Genomic DNA, 16,757 nt, shown 5'->3' with positions numbered 1-16,757 from the left:
ATTTGAATATCTCAGTCCCGTGGCTCGTGGGAAAGGAAAACCGTGCGGGTCGCCATACTCGATGAAGACGGAAAACAAAGGACCGTGCTGACGAATATCTTGTCGAAAATCTCGATAGGCGACGCCGTCGTTTCGCCCAGCGTTTTCAACTCCGGCGCCCGGCTGCGGGCGGCGCTGCGCCATGAAACCTACGATCTGCTGATATTGGCGTGGAAAGCGCCGGACATGGATGGCATCGATTTGTTGCAATGGCTGCGTAATTTCCAGAAAAGTGAAGTTCCGGTCATCATGTTGAATTCGCGGCATTCCGATCAGGATATTGCCCGGGCCCTCGGCAAAGGCGCCGACGATTATCTGGTGAAGCCCGTCAAGCCGCTCGAATTCGGTGCCCGGGTGACCCGGCTGCTGCAGCGCCGCAGCGGTTCGGCCAAGGCGCCGCAGGTGGAGTTCGGCAACTGGAGTTTCGACCGCAGCTCCACCAGCCTGCAGCTGGCCCGCAAGGCCGGCCCCAAACGCATCGTGCTGACCGAGCGGGAGTACCGCCTGGCCCTGGCCCTGTTCCAGCACCTGGGCTCGACCCTGTCGCGCTCGCACCTGCTGGAGTACAGCGGCGCCAGCGGCGAGGAGATGCGTTCGCGTGCGCTCGACAGCCATATGTACAGGCTGCGCAACAAGCTCTTTCGCCAGCCGGAGCACGGCCTGCGCCTGAAGACCATCTACGGCCAGGGCTACCGGCTGGAGCGCCTGGCGGGCGCCGACGGCCGCCTTCAGTAGACGTCGCGGCGGTAGCGGCCCGACTCGATCAGGGCTTCGAGCGCCGGCTCGCCCAGGATGTCGCGCAGCGCATCCTCCACGCCCACCGCCATGGTGGAGAGGCTGCCGCAGACATACACGCAGGCCGCCTCGTCCATCCAGCCGCGCAGCAGCTCGGCCTGGTCGCGCAGGCGGTCCTGTACGTAGAGGCGCTCGGGCTGGTCGCGGGAGAAGACCAGGTCGCAGCGCTCCAGCCATCCTTCGGCCTGCCACTGCTGCAGCTCGTCGGCGCAGAAGGCGTCGTGCGCCTGCTGGCGTTCGCCGAACAGCAGCCAGTTGCGGCGCCGGCCGGCGGCGATGCGCGCCAGCAGGTGGGCACGCAGGCCGGCATAACCCGAGCCGTTGCCGATGAAGAGGGCCGGGGCGTCGTCGTCCACGGGTGCGAAGGCGGGGTTGTGCAGCACCGCCAGCGAGATCTCGCCATGCAGCGGCGCATGGGCCGTCAGCCAGCCGGAGGCCAGGCCCAGGCCGCCCTCGTGGCGGGCCTGGCGCACCAGCAGGCGCAAGCGGCCTTCCTGGGGCAGCGAGGCCGCCGAATAACGGCGCAGTGCCAGCGGCTCCAGCGCATCGGCCAGCGCCTGCGGCCGGCCGGCCGCGCCCTGCAGGGCCTGCGGCGTGGGCAGCACGCTGGCGGCGAGCGCCTCGGCCAGGGTGGTGCCGCGGCCGGCGTGGCGCACCGGTGCGTCGGCATCGAAGCCGGCTGCTGCCAGCATCGGCCGCACCGCTTCGTCGGCATGGCGCGGCATGAGTTCGACCAATGCGCCCGCCCGCCACTGCATCGCCGCACCGGCCAGCGGCAGCAGGTCGATGCGGTAGAGCGGCGCGCCCACGCTGGCCGGGTTGAGCAGGCAGCGCTCGACCAGCTGCCAGCGCTGCAGCGGCAGCGTCTGGTCCGGCGCCATGGTGGCGTCGCCCAGGGAGAAATCGGCGGCCAGCGCGCGGCTCCACTGCGCCAGCGCGGCGGGGTCGCCGTCGTCCACCTCGATCGTCGGGAACAGCCGGGTGGCGCCGGCCGACTCCAGGGCATGGTCCAGCGCATGGCCGAAGCCGCAGAAGCGGGCGTAGTGCCGGTCGCCCAGCGCCAAGAGGCCGTAGCGCAGATGGGCCAGCGCCGGCGCGGCCGTCGCCGCCAGCAGGCGGGCGGCGCGGCGGGCGCTGTCGGGCGCCTCGCCCTCGCCGAAGCTGCTGGCCACCAGCAGCAGGCGGCGGTGGTGGCGCAGGCGTTCCGGGTCCAGCTCGGCCAGGGGGGCGACCGTCACCGCCACGCCCGCCGCGCGCAGCAGGGCCGCGCTGCGCAGGGCGATGCCCTCGGCGGTGCCGGTCTGGCTGGCATAGGCCACCAGCACCGGCGGCTCGTCGCCCCGGGGCGCCGGCATGGCACCGGCGATCAGCGCCGCCTGCTCGTGCGCCACCGCCCGCTTCTTGCGGCGGCGGTCCAGGTAGAGCATCCAGCCGGTGATGGTGAACAGCGGCAGCATCAGCGCCGCCAGCGTGTTGAGGATGCGGCCCGGCAGGCCGAAATAGGTGCCCAGGTGCAGCGGGTAGATCACGGTCAGCGCCTGGCGCGCGGCGGTCTTGGCTTCATGCCGCTCGTCCTGGGTGATCTCGGCCGCGGGCAGCGAGATCGTCATGCGGTCGCGCGCCCGCTCATGGCTGGCGCCGTGGGCCAGCCAGGTGATCTGCAGCTGTTTGGCGCCGGCCGCCGGCACCCGCACCCCAGCCTCGGCCCAGCCGCCGGACTCGGCCGCCTTGCGTTCGAAAGCCTGCCAGGCGGCGCGGATATCGGCCGGCGGCGCATCGGCCCGGGGTTTGGCCTTGGCCTCCATGCCGGCGGGCCTTGGCGGCTGGGCCGTGCGCGGCGGCCGCGGGTCGCCGGCGGCGCGGTCGATCGGATCGCGGATCCAGTCGTAGGCCCAGTACAGCCCGGTCAGCGTGAACATCACATAGAACACCAGCGCCAGCGTGCCGGCCACCGAATGCAGTCCCCACAGGAAGGAGCGGCCCTTGAGGGCGGTATCGAAGGTCAGCCAGGCGCGCCACTGCAGCGCGCGGCGCGGCCAGCGCAGGTACAGGCCCGACAGCGACAGGAACAGCAGGCTGGCCGCCAGGATGCCCGCCACCACCCGCCCGGCCTCGCGCGGCAGCAGCAGCCAGCGGTGCAGGCTCTCCACCCATTCGAAGAAGGGCTCGGCGCGCAGCGGCGGCAGCTGGGCGCCGGTGTAGGGGTCGACGTGGATGGTCTCGCCCCGGCGCTGGCCGGGCGGCGGCGCGAAGAGCACACGCGCGGCATGGCCGGCCTCGGACGACAGGGTCAGCGTGCCGATGGCACGGCCGTCGTGGGCGGCGCGCACGGCTTCGAGCAGTTCGGCCGGCGCCAGCATGGGCCGCTCGGCCACCGGCACGTGGCGGCCGCCGGGCGTGATCGCATCGACGATCTCCTCGCGAAAACTCAGCAGCGCCCCGCTCAGGCCGATGACCAGCAGCAGCGTGCCCGCGGTGATGCCTAAGAACCAGTGCAGCTGGAACAGCACCTGGCGCGGGCCAGGCAGCAAGCGGAGCCAGGAACGCCGGGCCGCGTGCGCGCCCTGCATCAGCGGGCCACCATCGCCGACCTGGCGGCGGCGACGGCATGCTCGGTGGACGGGGACTGGAAAAAGAGGATGCGGAGCATGGAACTGGGGCGGTCCGCCGTCGCGGCTTAATCAGAATGGTTCTCATTGTATCGAGCCATCTCGACTGCCGGCGGAGGCATCACAATCGCCAGCTCCACGGTCCCAGGGCATCCCACCATGAGCAGCAGCGCACGCTTCGAACTGTTTTCCTATTGGCGGACTTCCGCCACCTACCGGGTGCGGGTGGCGCTCAACCTCAAGGGCATCGCCGTCCAGGAGACCAATGTGGACCTCGACGCCGGCGAGCAGCGCGGCGAGGCCTTCCTGAAGATCAATCCCATGGGCGCGATTCCCGCGCTGATCGACCACGGCCCGGGCGCCTCGCCGCTGCCGCTGACGCAGTCGCTGCCCATCCTGGAGTTCCTCGACGAGCTCTACCCCACCCCCGCCCTGCTGCCCCAGGGCGCCCATGCACGTGCCCGGGTGCGTTCGCTGGCGGCGATGCTGGCGGGCGACACCCATCCGCTGATCACGCCCCGGGTGCGCAAGTACCTGACCGGCACCGGCGGCTTCGACGACGCCGCCTGGCGCGCCTGGCAGATCCAGTGGTTCAGCACCGGCCTGCGCGCGCTGGAGCAGCGCCTGGCGCAGGAGCCGGAAACCGGCGACTTCTGCCATGGCGACAGCGTCACCATGGCCGACATCTGCCTGGCCAGCATCATCGTGGTGATGCGGGTGTTCCGCATCGAGGTCGAGGGCATCCCCACGGTGATGCGCATCATGGCGCGCTGCGAGCAGATGGAGGCCTTCGCCAAGGCCGATCCGCGCTGGCAGGCGGGCGCGCCCTCGGCCTGAGGCTCGGTCAGATCGGCAGGTCGCCCGCCGGCAGGCCCAGCCACTTCTTCGACAGGCGATCGACCTCGCCGCTGCTGCGCGCCTGCGCGATGATTTCGTTGATGCGCAGGCGCAGCGCATCCTCGCCCTTGGCGATGCCGATGAAGCAGGGCGAGGTCTTCAGCGGCAGCTTCAGCTCCAGGTTCATCTGCGGATTGCGCTGCTTGACCACTTCGGCGGCCGGCGAGCCGGTGGAGATCAGCTGCGTCTGGCCGGCCACGAAGGCGCCGATGGTGGCGTCGTTGCCCTCGAAGCGGCGGATGTCGGTGCCGGGCAGCGCCACCTTGGTCAGCTCCAGGTCGTCGGTGGTGCCGCGGTTGGTCGCCACCGACTTGCCCACCATGTCGGCCGGGCTCTTCACCGACATGGACTTGGCTGCATACACCGCGATGTAGTAGGGGGCGTAGGCCGAGGAGAAGTCGATCACCTGCTCCCGCTCGGGCGTCTTGCCCAGCGAATAGATGACCAGGTCGAGCTTGTTGGTCTGCAGATAGGGGATGCGGTTCTGGGTGGTGATGGCCTGCATCTCCAGCTTCACGCCGAGCTTGTCGGCCACGTACCGGGCCATCTCGATGTCCAGGCCCTGCGGCTTCATGTCGATGCCGACCGAACCGTAGGGCGCGAAATCGGCCGGGATGCCGACCCGCAGCACCTTGGTCTTCTGGATGTTCTCGAGCGCGTTCTGCGCCTGGGCGGCCCCGGCGGACAGCAGGGCTGCCAGGACCAGGCTGAGGGAGAGGCTTCGTCGTGGGAGGTTCATGGCAGGGCCTGTGGCGGCAAGCGGATGGAAGAAGGAAAAGCCAGTGTCGGGCGCCGTTCCCCGCCTGCCAAACGACAATATTTCCGCCTGCGATTCCGTGGCGGAATGTCGGCTGGCGTGATCCTTGCGATGCAACAGCCAGCTCCGCAGATCACCTCCACGCCATGCGCCACCGCATTCCCTCGACCACCGCGCTGCGGGTCTTCGAAGTCGCCGCGCGCCACCTCAACTGCACCCAGGCCGCCGACGAGCTGTGCATGACCCAGGGCGCCGTCAGCAAGCAGCTGCGCGCGCTGGAAGAGCTGCTCGGCGTGCCGCTGTTCGTGCGGCTCAACCGCGGCCTGGTGCTGACCGATGCCGGCGCCTGGTACCTGCAGCGCATCACGCCGCTGCTGGGCGGCCTGGCCGCCGCCTCGGAGCAGCTGGCGCTGGCGCATTCGCCGCGCACCTCGCTCACGCTGCGCATGCCGCACATCCTGGGCGACCGCTGGCTGCTGCCGCGCTTCGCCTCCTTCCAGCGCGAGTTCCCCGACTTCGACGTGCAGTTCACCAACCAGATCGCCGCCGGCAGTTTCGGCCAGCTCGACGCCGATGCCGAATTCCGTTTCGGCAGCGGCAACTGGGCCGGCTGCGAGGCCGATTACCTCTTCGGCCGCGACATGATCGCCGTCATGTCGCCCGCGCTGCGCGAACGCAGCGGCGCCGCGCTGGCCCGGGGCGACCTGCGCGGCCTGACCCTGCTGGAGCATTTCGAGGTGCCCCACGCCTGGACCGAGCTGCAGCGGGTGCTGCGGCCGGCGCCGGAGCGGCCGGCCCACACCATCCGCTACGAGTTCTATTCCACCCTGCTCAAGGCCGCCGCCATGGACATGGGCCTGGCCCTGGTGCCACGCGCCCTGGTGCAGGAGGAACTGCAGCGCGGCGAACTGGTGCAGGTGCTGGCCCTGGGTTTCGAGAGCCGCCAGGGCTACTGGTTCGTGCTGCCCAGCGCGCGCCGGCACGACCAGGCCCTGGCGGCCTTCCGCGCCTGGCTGCGCCGGCAGGCCGGGTCCATGCTTTTCGCCGCCGGCACGGAGCCCGGCCTGGCGGTGCCCGGCGCGTGAGGCCACGGGGCGGCGGGGCCTGCTAAGGTGCGCCCTCCTCCCGTCCACGCCTTGCCATGACCGCATTGCATCTCGACCATCTGGTGGTCACCACCCGCTTCGACCTGGCGGGCGCCGCCGCCCTGTTCCAGCAGCTGGGTTTCACGCTCTCGCCGATGGGCCGGCATTCGCTGGGCTCGATCAACCATGTGATCCTGTTCGAAGGCTCCTACCTGGAGCTACTGGGCGTGCCGAACGACGGCGGCCTGCAGCGCCAGGAGGTGCTGGACGCGCCGGTGGGCATCGATGCCCTGGTGCTGGACACGGCCGATGCCGACGCGCTGCACGACGTGCTCCTGGCCCAGGGCCTGCCGGTGCTGCCGGTGCAGCCGCTGGTCCGGCCGATCGAGCGGAACGGGGTGCAAAAGGAGGTACGTTTCCGCACCCTGCGCACCCGGCCGGGCACCTTCGAGGCCGGCCGGCTCTACTACTGCCAGCACCTGACGCCGGAGCTGGTCTGGCTGCCGGAGTACATGGGCCATGCCAACGGCGCCTTCGCGCTGTCGCGCCTGGTGGTGGTGGCCGACGACCCCGCCGAGGTGTTCGGCGAGTTCGCGCCCTGGCTGGGCGAGGCCTCGGACGAGTTCGGGGTGGAGTTCGTGGGCCGCGCCACCTATCTCCAGCGCCATGGGGCGCTGGCCTGCGACGGACTGGGGCGCGGCAGTTTCCTCGGCGCCATCCACCTGCGTTGCCGCGACCTGGCGGCGGTGGAGGCGCTGCTGCCGGCCTCGCAGGAGGCGATCCGCTTCCGGCGCGACGGCTCGGGCCTGGCCGTGCGCCTCGTGCAGTTCAACTGCCTGCTGGTTTTCGAAGGGCTGTGACGCCCAGGAAGCCCACCCAGCGCTGCTCGGCGAAGTCATAGAGCTTGCAGGCCCGGGCCGTCGCGAAATACCAGCGCCAGGAAAAGGCCTGCACCACGATGCGGCCCTTCAGGCGCGACTCCAGCAGGGCCTGCGCCTTCTTCAGCCGGTACAGCGGAACCCCCATGTCCACATGGTGCGCCGTGTGCTCCAGGATGTGGTGCAGGGCGCTGCCCATGGCGGAGCGGAAGGTGATGTGCACGGTGGTCGAGACGAAGGGCTGCGCCGCGGCCCAGCTCTTCTTGTCGGTGTGCCAGACCACCTCCTGGTGGGTATGGTGCACATACACGACGAAGCCGATCATGGCGTTCCAGAACAGGAAGGGCAGCACGAAGCCGCCGGCCAGCATCCAGCCCACCGACTGCGAGGTGGCCTGCGCGGCCCAGACCAGCGCGGCCATCCACAGCAGACCGTAGCCGGTCACCAGCAGCCCATCGAGCGTGAACACCGCCCGCCGTGTCGGCATGCGCCGCCGCGAGGGGAACAGCATGCGCGCCCACCACACCTCCACCAGGTAGTACAGCCAGGGCGCCCAGCCGCTGCGGTACACCCGCTCCAGCCCGCGCCGCCAGCGCGGCAGGGCCTGGTATTCCTCCGGCGAACAGGGCTCCCACACGAAGTCGAAACCCTTGAGATTGGTATAGCCGTGATGCACCACGTTATGCCCCACCTCCCACAGGCTGTAGGGCGTGAGCGAGGGCAGGAACAGCAGCCGCCCCAGCCAGCGGTTGAAGCGGCGATGACGCGTGAAGCTCTGGTGGCAGGCATCGTGGCCCAGGATGAACAGGCGCCCGATGACGAAGCCGCAAGCCAGCCCCGCCAGGCATTTCAGCCAGGGATTGCGCAGCCAGACGATGGCCGCCATGCAGGCCGCATAAAGCACGAAATCCAGCACCACCAGGGCCATGGCCCGCGCCGTGCTGGGCCGGGTGATCGGCAGCATCCACTCCCGCAATTCACGCCGGTGCGGCACCGGCGGCAGATCCTCTTGCCCGGCCTGCATCAGAAGCGCCAGCCCAGGCCGACGCCCACCAGCCAGGGGTCGACCCTGAACTCGCCCACGCGGTTGCCGAAAGAGCTGACATCGGTGCGCAGCTGCAGCTTCTTGATGTCGAAGTTCAGCACCAGGTTGTGGCCCAGGTCGAAGTCCACGCCGGCCTGTAGCGCCAGGCCGACGCTGCTCTTGTCGATGCTCGGCTGCAATGCCGCGGCCACCGCCGGCGAGAAGCTCACGCTGGAGAAACGCGTGTAGTTCACCCCGGCGCCCAGGTAGGGCTTGAAGGCGCCCAGGTTGGTGAAGTGGTACTGCGCGGTGAGTGTGGGCGGCAGGTGCTTGAGCGAGCCGATGGTGCTGCCGCCCGAGCGGATGTCGTGCTTCTGCGGCACGGTGAGGACCAGCTCGGCCGCCCAGTTGGGCGTGAAGAAGTAGGAGATGTCGATCTCGGGGATGGTCTTGCTGTTGATCGACAGGTCCAGGCCGGTGTCGTCGTGGTTGGCCGGATCGAGGTAGACCGCCCGTGCACGGACCATCCAGGGGCCTGGTGCGGCGCTGTCTTGCGCCTGCGATGCCAGGGGTGCCAGCAGGCAGACGAGGGCTGCGGCGGCGGGGATGAATTTCTTGGGGGACATGCTCCGGTTTCCTTGGGGTTTGAAGACAGTTTTTGCTGTGTCTTCATTGGAAGCCGGAGCGGGTTTTCGGACCTTGCGCCAGATCAAGGCGCGGCCGGATCAGCCCTCTTCAGGCAGATGGAACTCGTGCCAGATGCCGTTGAGGATGCCGAAGCCGACGGCCAGGCCCAGGCCGAGGAACCAGGAGAAATACCACATGAGAAAGCTCCGTTCTTGAGGTTCGGGATGGTTCAGTAGAAGTCGGGATTGAGGCCGACCTCGCGGGTCGTCACACGGCCGCGCATCACCCGCAGCGCCCAGCCGGTGTAGAGCAGGATCAGCGGCAGGAAGACCACCGTGCAGAACAGCATGATGCCCAGCGTGTGGCCGGTGGAGGATGCGTTCCACACCGTCAGGCTGGAACGGGCATCGACGCTGGAAGGCAGGATGAAGGGGAACATCGAGACCCCCACGGTGGCGACGATGCCGGCGCAGGCCAGGGCCGATCCGGCGAAGGCCAGCCACTCGCGGCGGGCCCGGTTGCCGATCACCGCAAGCAGCGCACCCAGCAGCCCGATCACCGGCGCCAGCACGGTGGCCGGCGCGGCGCGGTAGTTGTCCAGCCAGGCGCCGGGCGCGGCGACCGCGGCCGAGCGCAGCGGGTTCGAGGGGCCGAAGTGGTCGGCCGCGGCGGCGAGCCGGAAGCCCAGCCCGCCCTGCGCCACCCACAGTCCGCCCAGCACGAACAGCACAAGCGTCAGCGCACCGGCGATGAAGCCGTAGGCGCGCGCACGTTCGTGCACAGGGCCCGGTTCGACCTTGAGCGCGATCCAGTTGCTGCCATGCAGCACCAGCATGGCCACCGACAGCAGGCCGCTCAGCAGCGCGAAGGGGCTGAACAGGCCGAGCAGGCTGCCGAGGTAGAACACCCGCAGGTCGCTGTCGAAGCGGAAGGGCACGCCGCTCAGCACATTGCCCAGGGCCACGCCGAAGACCAGGGCCGGCACGAAGCCGCCGATGAAGAGCGCCCAGTCCCAGCGTGCGCGCCAGGCGAGGTCGGTCTTCTTGCCGCGGTACTTGAAGCCCACCGGCCGCAGGATCAGCGCCGACAGCACCAGGAACATGGCGATGTAGAAGCCCGAGAAGCTCACCGCATACACGAACGGCCAGGCCGCGAAGATGGCGCCGCCGCCCAGGATGAACCACACCTGGTGGCCCTCCCAGTTGGGTCCCACGGTGTTGATGACCATGCGGCGCTCCACGTCGCTTCGCGCCACGAAGGGCAGCAGGGTGTTGACGCCCAGGTCGTAGCCGTCGGTGACGGCGAAGGCGATGAGCAGCACGCCCAGCAGCACCCACCAGATGACACGCAGTGTCTCGATATCGAAAAAGGCCATGACGTTTCTCCTTCAGGCGGTCAGCGGCGTGGCGGGAATGCGGCCAGGCGGCGGGGTGTCCGGTTCGTGCCGGTGCGGGCCGCCGCGGATGGCGGCCACCATCAGCCGCACCTCGATCACGGCCAGGCCGCCATACAGCGCGGTGAAGCCGAAGAGCGTGACCCAGAGCTGCGCGCGGCTGAGCGAAGACGGCGCCAGGAAGGTCGGCAGCACGCCGTCGATGGCCCAGGGCTGGCGGCCCATTTCGGCGACGATCCAGCCGAGTTCGGCGGCCAGCCAGGGCAGCGGCAGCGCCAGCACCGCCAGCTTCCAGAACCAGCGCGCGCGGGTGTGGCGACGCAGCGAGCAGAGCACGAAGGCAGTGGCGAAGAGCGCGATCATGGCGAAGCCGATGAAGGCCATCAGCCGGAAGCTCCAGAACATCAGCGGCACGCTGGGCACCGTGTCCCAGGCGGCGGCGGTGATCTGCTGCGGCGTGGCCTTGCGCGGGTCGTCCAGCGTGCGCTTGAGCAGCAGGCCGTAGCCCAGGTCACGCTTGTGCTGTTCGAACTGCGCGCGGGCCTGGGTGTCCTGCGGCGCCAGCTTGAGTCGTTCGACCGCGTCGTAGGCCTGCACGCCCGAGGCGATGCGTTCTTCCGCCTTCAGCACCAGCTCGGACATGCCGGCCACCTGGCCGTCGAAGCTGCGGGTGGCGATCAGGCCCAGCATCCAGGGGATCTCCACCGCATAGCGGGTGGTGCGGTTCTCGAAGTCCGGCACGCCGAAGAGGGTGATGCCGGCCGGCGCCGGCTCGGTGTGCCAGGCGGCCTCGATGGCGGCCAGCTTCATCTTCTGGTTGTCGGTGAGGGCATAGCCGCTCTCGTCGCCCAGCACCACCACCGACAGCGAGGCGGCCAGGCCGAAGGCGGCGGCCACGGTCATCGAACGGCTGGCGATGGCCACATGGCGGCCGCGCAGCAGGTAGAGGCAGGACACGCCCAGCACGAAGGCCGAGGCGATCACATAACCCGCGCTCACCGTGTGCACGAACTTGGCCTGGGCGATGGGGTTGAAGAGCACGGCGACGAAGTCGGTGACCTCCATGCGCATGGACTCCGGATTGAACTCGGCGCCCACCGGGTTCTGCATCCAGCCGTTGGCCACCAGGATCCACAGCGCCGACAGGTTGCTGCCCAGCGCCACCAGGAAGGTGACGATCAGGTGCGCCACCTTGGAGAGCCGGTCCCAGCCGAAGAACATCACGCCGACCATGGTGGCTTCGAGGAAGAAGGCCATCAGGCCCTCGATGGCCAGGGGCGCGCCGAAGATGTCGCCGACATAGTGCGAGAAGTAGGACCAGTTGGTGCCGAACTGGAACTCCATGGTCAGGCCGGTGGCCACGCCGATGGCGAAGTTGATGCCGAAGAGCTTGCTCCAGAAGCGGGTGATCTCGCGCCAGATCGGGCGGCCGGTCATCACGTAGACGGCCTCCATGATCACCAGCATGAAGGTCATGCCCAGCGTGAGCGGCACGAAGAGGAAGTGGTAGAGGGCTGTCAGTGCGAACTGCAGCCGCGAGAGGTCGACGATTCCGGTTTCCATCGGGATGTTTGCCGGCACGGGCCGGACGTTTGCTCAGTCGAACCGATCTTGGTGCGGTGAGCGTCGCGGCGGCTTGATCTGGATCAAGGAGCCGGGCGGAAGGCCGATCCATAGTGCGGCGCATGGACCACTCACCGCATTCACTGCACTCACGCGCGGGCGCGAACGACGCCGTGCTGCCCGGCCCGCGGCTGCTGGGCGAACTGGAGCAGGCCAGCGCCGCCGGCCTGCGGAGGCCGACCGCGCTGTTGCTGGCCGACACGGTGGCGGCCATCGGTTTCGCCGGCGGGCTGGCGGGCACGGTGGCGGCGGTGGCCGGGTCTTCTTCCGGCATCGCCGCCCTGCCCTGGCTGGTGCTGGCGGCGGCCTCGGCAGGCCTGCGCGGGCTGATCGCGCTGCTGGCCGCGCGGGCGGGCACGGAGGTCTCCGGCACGGCCCGGCTGGCCTTGCGCCAGCGGGTGGTGCACGGCGCCCTGGCGCGGCCCGCCCTGGCCGGTACCGGCGGGCGGCTGATGCAGCTGGCGGTGGACGAGGTGGACGCGATCGACGGCTATCTCGCTCGCTTCATCCCCGCCCGGCGCGCGGCCAGCCTGGCACCGCTGATCGTGCTGGCCGCCATCGCCTGCGCCAGCCCGGTCACGGCCGGCATCCTGGTGGCGACCCTGGTGCCCTTCATCGTGCTGATGGCCTTTGCCGGCATGGCCTCGGCGGGGGAATCGGCACGGCAGTTCGCGGCCTTGTCGCGGCTGTCGGGCCTGTTCGCCGACCGGCTGCGGGCGCTGCCGGTGGTGCTGGCCTTTCGGGCCGAGGCGCGGCAGTCGGCGCTGCTGCATGGCGCGGCGCAGGACGTGGCCACGCGTACCTTGCGGGTGCTGCGGCTGGCCTTTCTGTCGTCGGCGGTGCTGGAGTTCTTCGGTGCGCTGTGCGTGGCGCTGGTGGCCGTCTACTGCGGCTTCCAGCTGCTGGGGTTGCTGCCCTTTCCGGTGCCTGAGAAGCTGGACCTGGCCCGTGCCTTCTTCGTGCTGGCGCTGGCGCCGGAGTTCTATGCGCCGATGCGCCGGCTGGCCGCGGCCTACCACGACCGGCAGGCCGCCGCGACCGCCGCGGATCGCCTGGCGCCGCTGGCCGCCGAGCTGCCGCCCGCCAGCTGCATGGACCCGCTGGTGACCGCGCCGGCCCTGCGCTTCGAGAACGTCGACATCCACTACCCCGGCCAGCCCCGGCCCACCGTGCGCGGCCTGAGTTTCGATCTGCCGGCCGGCCGGACGGTCGCCCTGCTCGGCCCCTCGGGCAGCGGCAAGAGCAGCGTGCTGAGGCTGCTGCTGGGCGCGGCGCCGCTGTCGGGCGGGCAGGTGCGCATCGGCGGGCAGCGGCTGCCTTCGGGCGAGAACAGCCAGGGCATCGCCTCGCAGGCCGCCTGGGTCGGCCAGACCACGCTGGTCGTGCCCGGCACCCTGGCCGACAACCTGGCGCTGGCCTGGCCGGGGGCGACACGGCAGGCGATGGTCGATGCCCTGCGCTCGGCCGGGCTGGAGCATCTGCTGTCCCGGCGCCGCGACGGGCTGCAGACGCCGATCGACACCCGCGGCGCCGGCCTTTCGGGCGGCGAGCGGCGCCGGCTGGCGCTGGCGCGCGCGCTGCTCAAGCCGGCCTCGGTCTGGCTGCTGGACGAACCCACGGCCCACCTAGACGCGGCCGCCGAAGACGCGCTGATCGCCACCATCGCCGCCAGCCGCTGCGGCCGCACCACCCTCATCGCCACCCACAGCGAGAAACTGGCCGCGATCGCCGATGTGGTGATCCGGCTGGAGCGCACCGCATGAAGCATCCCGCACTCGATTCCCTGCTCGCCGTTCAGCGCCGCCTGTACCGGCGCGACTTCCGCCGGGCCGCCCTCTGCGCCGCACTGACCGGCCCGGCTGGAGCGCACCGCATGAAGCATCCCGCACTCGATTCCCTGCTCGCCGTTCAGCGCCGCCTGTACCGGCGCGACTTCCGCCGGGCCGCCCTCTGCGCCGCACTGGCCGGCCTGGCCGCCGTGGCGCTGCTCGGCGTCTCCGGCTGGTTCCTGGCCGCGGCGGCCGGCGCCGGGTTGGCCGGCGTGGCCGCCGCGCAGGCCTTCAACTACCTGTTGCCGAGCGCGGCGGTGCGCCTGCTGGCCATCGTGCGCACCGGCGGCCGCTACGGCGAGCGCCTGCTCGGCCATGGCGCGGCCCTGCGCTCCATGGCGGCGGTGCGGCAGGCGCTGTTCGGCGCCGTGACCCGGGCGCCGGCCCCCCGTGCCCTGTCGCTGGGCAGCGGCGAAGCCACCACCGTGCTGATGCAGGACGTGGCCGCCATCGAGGACCGCCTGATGCGCCAGCCCGCCCCTTGGGCCGCCGGCGCGGCGCTGGCCTGCGGGCTGGCGCTGGCCGCCATCGTGGGCTGGGGTTGCGCGCTGGCCATCGCCGGCTGCGCGCTGGCCGTGCTGCTGCTGGCACGGCGCATCTGCCGCCGCCGCGAGGCCACGGCCCGTGCGATCCGCGCCGCCACGGCCGGCCTCAAGGACGAGATGGCCCTGCTGGCCGCCGCCGGCCCCGAGCTGCGCTGCTACGGGCTGGAAGCCTGGGCCGCGCACCGTGCCCTGCGCCAGGGCCGCCGGCTGCGGACGGCGCAGCGGCGGCAGGCGATCGACGGTGGCCGTCTCGATTTGCTGCTGGCCGCCGCGACCGGCACCTGCGCCGTGCTCTCCATGGCGCTCGCGCTGGGCCAGGGCGCGCCGATGACGGCGCTGGCCGGCCTGTCGGCCGCCATGGCCATCGAAGGCCTCGCGCCCTGGCTGCGTGCGCGGCTGCAGGCCGCCGATGCGGCACAGGGCGCCGAACGGCTCGAAGACTGGCTCTCGGCCGGCAGCGCCGCCGGCCCGGACGGAGAAGCCATCCAGGCCGGCCCGCTGGAACTGCCGCTGCTGCCCGACACCCCGCTGGAAGCCGGCGCCCGCGTGGCCATCGTCGGCCCCTCGGGCTGCGGCAAGACCACCCTGGTCGAGACCCTGCTCGGCCTGCGTCCCGCCACGCCGGGCCGCATCCGCATCGCCGGTACCGATGCCGCCACGCTGGCACCGACAACGCTGCGCCGCCATTTTGCCTGGCTGCCGCAGGATGCCTCGCTGATCGCCGGCACGGTGCGCGAGAACCTCGCCATCGCCGCCGATACCGTGAGCGACGTGGCTCTGTGGGATGCCCTGCACGACGCCGCCCTGGACGAACGCGTGAGCGCCCTGCCCCAGGGCCTGGACAGCTGGATCGGCGAGGACGGCGCCCTGCTCTCCGGCGGCGAGCGCCGCCGCCTGGCGCTGGCCCGTGCCTACCTGTGCAAGGCCCCGTGGCTGCTGCTCGACGAGCCCACCGAAGGACTGGACGTGGCCACCGAATCGCTGGTGATGGAACGCCTGCTGGCCCGGCTGGAACGCAGCGGCCAGGGCCTGTTGACGGTGAGCCACCGGCCGGGGGTGGTGATGGCCTGCGACGTGGTGCTGTCCTTCTCGGACAACATCGGCGGCCTGTCCCTGTCGCGCCTCTCGCCGACCGCCTCCTGAGGCGCCGGCGACCCGGGTTTCAGAGCACCCGCGAATACCGGGCGCGCGCCGTGTCGGCCTGCAGGTAGCGGTCGAACACGCTGGCGATCGACCGCACGAAGAACCAGCCCAGCTCGCTCACGCAGACGCCGTCGCGGTCCAGGCTCAGCAGGCCCTGTTCGGCCAGCGGCTGAAGCGCCGCGATCTCGGCGGCGAAGGCCGAGCGGATGTCGATCAGGTAGGCATCCGACAGGGCCTGGAAATCCAGCTCGCCCTGGCACATCAGCGCCATCACGATGGCGCGCCGCACCAGGTCGTCGCGGGTGGGCGCCAGGCCGCGCACCACCGGCAGCACGCCCTGGCGCAGGGCGTCGTAGTACTCGTCGAGTGTCTTGGCGTTCTGGCTGTAGCAGCCGCCGACACGGCCGATGGCCGAGACGCCCAGGCCGATCAGGTCGCCGTCGGGCTGGTCGGTATAGCCCTGGAAATTGCGGTTGAGCCGGCCGCGGCGGCGGGCCACGGCCAGCGAGTCGCCGGCCAGCGCGAAATGGTCCATGCCGATGTGTTCATAGCCGGCCGCGGCCAGCACGGCGATGGCCTCGCCCAGCATGGCCGCCTTGGTCGCCGCCGTGGGCAGGGCCGTGGCCGCGATGCGGCGCTGCGGCTTGAAGCGTTCGGGCAGGTGGGCGTAGGAATAGAGCGCGATGCGGTCGGGCCGCAGCGCCTGGATCTGCTCCAGCGTGCGGCCGAAGCTCGCTGCCGTCTGCTGCGGCAGGCCCAGGATCAGGTCCACGCTGATCGAGCGGAAGCCCAGGGGGCGCGCGGCCCGCATCAGCAGCTCGACCTGCCCGAAGCCCTGCTCGCGGTGCACCGCGCGCTGCACCTGCGGATCGAAATCCTGGATACCCAGCGACAGCCGGTTGAAGCCCAGCGCGGCCAGGCGTTCCAGCCGGGCCGGATCGACGGTGCGCGGATCGACCTCGATGGCCATTTCCGCATCCGCCTCGAAGCTGAAGGCGCGCCGCAGCGTGGACACCACCCGCGCCAGCTGCAGGTCGGACAGAAAGGTCGGCGAGCCGCCGCCCAGGTGCAGCTGCGACACCCGCGGCCGCGCGCCCAGCGCCTCGATGTGCAGGGCCACCTCGCGGTCCAGCGCCAGCAGGTATTCGGCGGCGCGGTCGTGCTGGCGGGTGACGATCTTGTTGCAGGCGCAGTAGTAGCAGATCGACTCGCAGAAGGGGATGTGCAGGTACAGCGACAGCGGCTGCACCGCGGCGCCGCCGGGGCCGGCCGAGCGGGCGGCCAGGGCGCGGCGGTAGTCGTCCGGGCCGAAGGCTTCGACGAAGCGGTCGGCGGTCGGATAGGAGGTGTAGCGCGGCCCGGGCGCGCCCATGCGTGCCAGCAGCTCGGGCGACAGGACGGGCGGCGCGGCGCGGGTGCGGCCGGCGGCCAGGGGAATGGTGACGGCGGACATCGCGCCAATGTGCCCGCGCCGCCGTCCCGGTGACTTGATCTGGATCAAGCGCCGTGGAAA

General features: G+C 70.9%; 14 protein-coding genes and 1 pseudogene. 7 read left to right on the top strand and 8 right to left on the bottom strand.

The annotated features are described in order from the left end of the window. Positions 1-42 precede the first annotated feature (42 nt). Both GT347_RS27660 and GT347_RS27655 read left to right on the top strand, forming a co-directional pair. Positions 43-330, top strand: a pseudogene (locus tag GT347_RS27660) (response regulator); the annotation flags it as partial. 27 nt (positions 331-357) lie between these two features. After that, entirely contained in the window at positions 358-774 is a 417-nt protein-coding gene (locus GT347_RS27655) for a winged helix-turn-helix domain-containing protein (protein ID WP_229722935.1), read from the top strand. On the opposite strand, the gene GT347_RS20745 is transcribed toward GT347_RS27655, so the two are convergent. Continuing rightward, a complete protein-coding gene (locus GT347_RS20745; RefSeq protein ID WP_229722934.1) occupies positions 768-3,362 on the bottom strand; it encodes a PepSY domain-containing protein in 2,595 nt (864 codons plus the stop codon). The two genes, GT347_RS27655 and GT347_RS20745, sit on opposite strands and share 7 nt — an antisense overlap. 240 nt (positions 3,363-3,602) lie before the next feature. On the opposite strand from GT347_RS20745, the gene maiA reads away from it, so the two are divergent. Next, positions 3,603-4,280: a maleylacetoacetate isomerase gene (maiA, locus tag GT347_RS20740; protein WP_160554002.1), complete on the top strand. Its 678-nt coding sequence runs from the start codon at positions 3,603-3,605 to the stop codon at positions 4,278-4,280. A 7-nt stretch (positions 4,281-4,287) separates the two neighbouring features. Here maiA and GT347_RS20735 read toward each other — a convergent pair whose 3' ends face one another. Beyond that, positions 4,288-5,079, bottom strand: a complete 792-nt coding sequence (locus tag GT347_RS20735) for a transporter substrate-binding domain-containing protein (RefSeq protein ID WP_160554001.1) — start codon at positions 5,077-5,079, stop codon at positions 4,288-4,290. A 164-nt stretch (positions 5,080-5,243) separates the two neighbouring features. Between GT347_RS20735 and GT347_RS20730 the strand changes: the two genes are divergently transcribed. Together GT347_RS20730 and GT347_RS20725 are read left to right on the top strand one after the other, a co-directional pair. Beyond that, a complete protein-coding gene (locus tag GT347_RS20730) occupies positions 5,244-6,182 on the top strand; it encodes a LysR substrate-binding domain-containing protein (protein ID WP_160554000.1) in 939 nt (312 codons plus the stop codon). A 56-nt stretch (positions 6,183-6,238) separates the two neighbouring features. Next, entirely contained in the window at positions 6,239-7,042 is an 804-nt protein-coding gene (locus GT347_RS20725) for a VOC family protein (RefSeq protein WP_160553999.1), read from the top strand. Here GT347_RS20725 and GT347_RS20720 read toward each other — a convergent pair. The 5 genes from GT347_RS20720 to GT347_RS20700 all read right to left on the bottom strand — a co-directional run bounded on the left by GT347_RS20720 (position 7,011) and on the right by GT347_RS20700 (position 11,667). Then, positions 7,011-8,084, bottom strand: a complete 1,074-nt coding sequence (locus GT347_RS20720; protein WP_160553998.1) for a fatty acid desaturase — start codon at positions 8,082-8,084, stop codon at positions 7,011-7,013. The two genes, GT347_RS20725 and GT347_RS20720, sit on opposite strands and share 32 nt — an antisense overlap. After that, positions 8,084-8,710, bottom strand: a complete 627-nt coding sequence (locus tag GT347_RS20715) for an OmpW/AlkL family protein (protein WP_160553997.1) — start codon at positions 8,708-8,710, stop codon at positions 8,084-8,086. Before GT347_RS20715 ends, GT347_RS20720 begins: the two co-directional genes overlap by 1 nt. A gap of 99 nt (positions 8,711-8,809) precedes the next feature. After that, a complete protein-coding gene (cydX, locus tag GT347_RS20710; RefSeq protein ID WP_160553996.1) occupies positions 8,810-8,908 on the bottom strand; it encodes a cytochrome bd-I oxidase subunit CydX in 99 nt (32 codons plus the stop codon). 32 nt (positions 8,909-8,940) lie between these two features. Next, complete coding sequence (gene cydB, locus GT347_RS20705; RefSeq protein WP_160553995.1) at positions 8,941-10,086, bottom strand: cytochrome d ubiquinol oxidase subunit II; 1,146 nt, start codon at positions 10,084-10,086, stop codon at positions 8,941-8,943. A 12-nt stretch (positions 10,087-10,098) separates the two neighbouring features. Further along, positions 10,099-11,667 (bottom strand): cytochrome ubiquinol oxidase subunit I, encoded by a 1,569-nt coding sequence (locus tag GT347_RS20700; RefSeq protein WP_160553994.1) that lies wholly within the window; start codon positions 11,665-11,667, stop codon positions 10,099-10,101. A gap of 122 nt (positions 11,668-11,789) precedes the next feature. Between GT347_RS20700 and cydD the strand changes: the two genes are divergently transcribed. Further along, positions 11,790-13,490, top strand: coding sequence for a thiol reductant ABC exporter subunit CydD (cydD, locus tag GT347_RS20695; RefSeq protein WP_160553993.1), 1,701 nt, complete (start codon positions 11,790-11,792; stop codon positions 13,488-13,490). After that, the gene (locus GT347_RS20690) at positions 13,487-15,244 is read left to right on the top strand and encodes an amino acid ABC transporter ATP-binding/permease protein (protein ID WP_229722411.1); all 1,758 of its coding nucleotides are present in this window, start codon (positions 13,487-13,489) and stop codon (positions 15,242-15,244) included. The genes cydD and GT347_RS20690 overlap by 4 nt, the downstream gene beginning before the upstream one ends. Before the next feature lie 19 nt (positions 15,245-15,263). Here the strand turns inward: GT347_RS20690 and hemN are convergent, their stop codons facing one another. Continuing rightward, positions 15,264-16,697, bottom strand: coding sequence for an oxygen-independent coproporphyrinogen III oxidase (gene hemN, locus GT347_RS20685; RefSeq protein ID WP_160553992.1), 1,434 nt, complete (start codon positions 16,695-16,697; stop codon positions 15,264-15,266). Between the last annotated feature and the right edge of the window lie 60 nt (positions 16,698-16,757).

Origin of the sequence: Xylophilus rhododendri, assembly GCF_009906855.1 — a bacterium.
Taxonomy (GTDB): Bacteria; Pseudomonadota; Gammaproteobacteria; order Burkholderiales; family Burkholderiaceae_C; genus Xylophilus; species Xylophilus rhododendri.
Note: the sequence above shows the minus strand (reverse complement) of the source record. Positions and strands in the feature narration are given on the sequence as shown.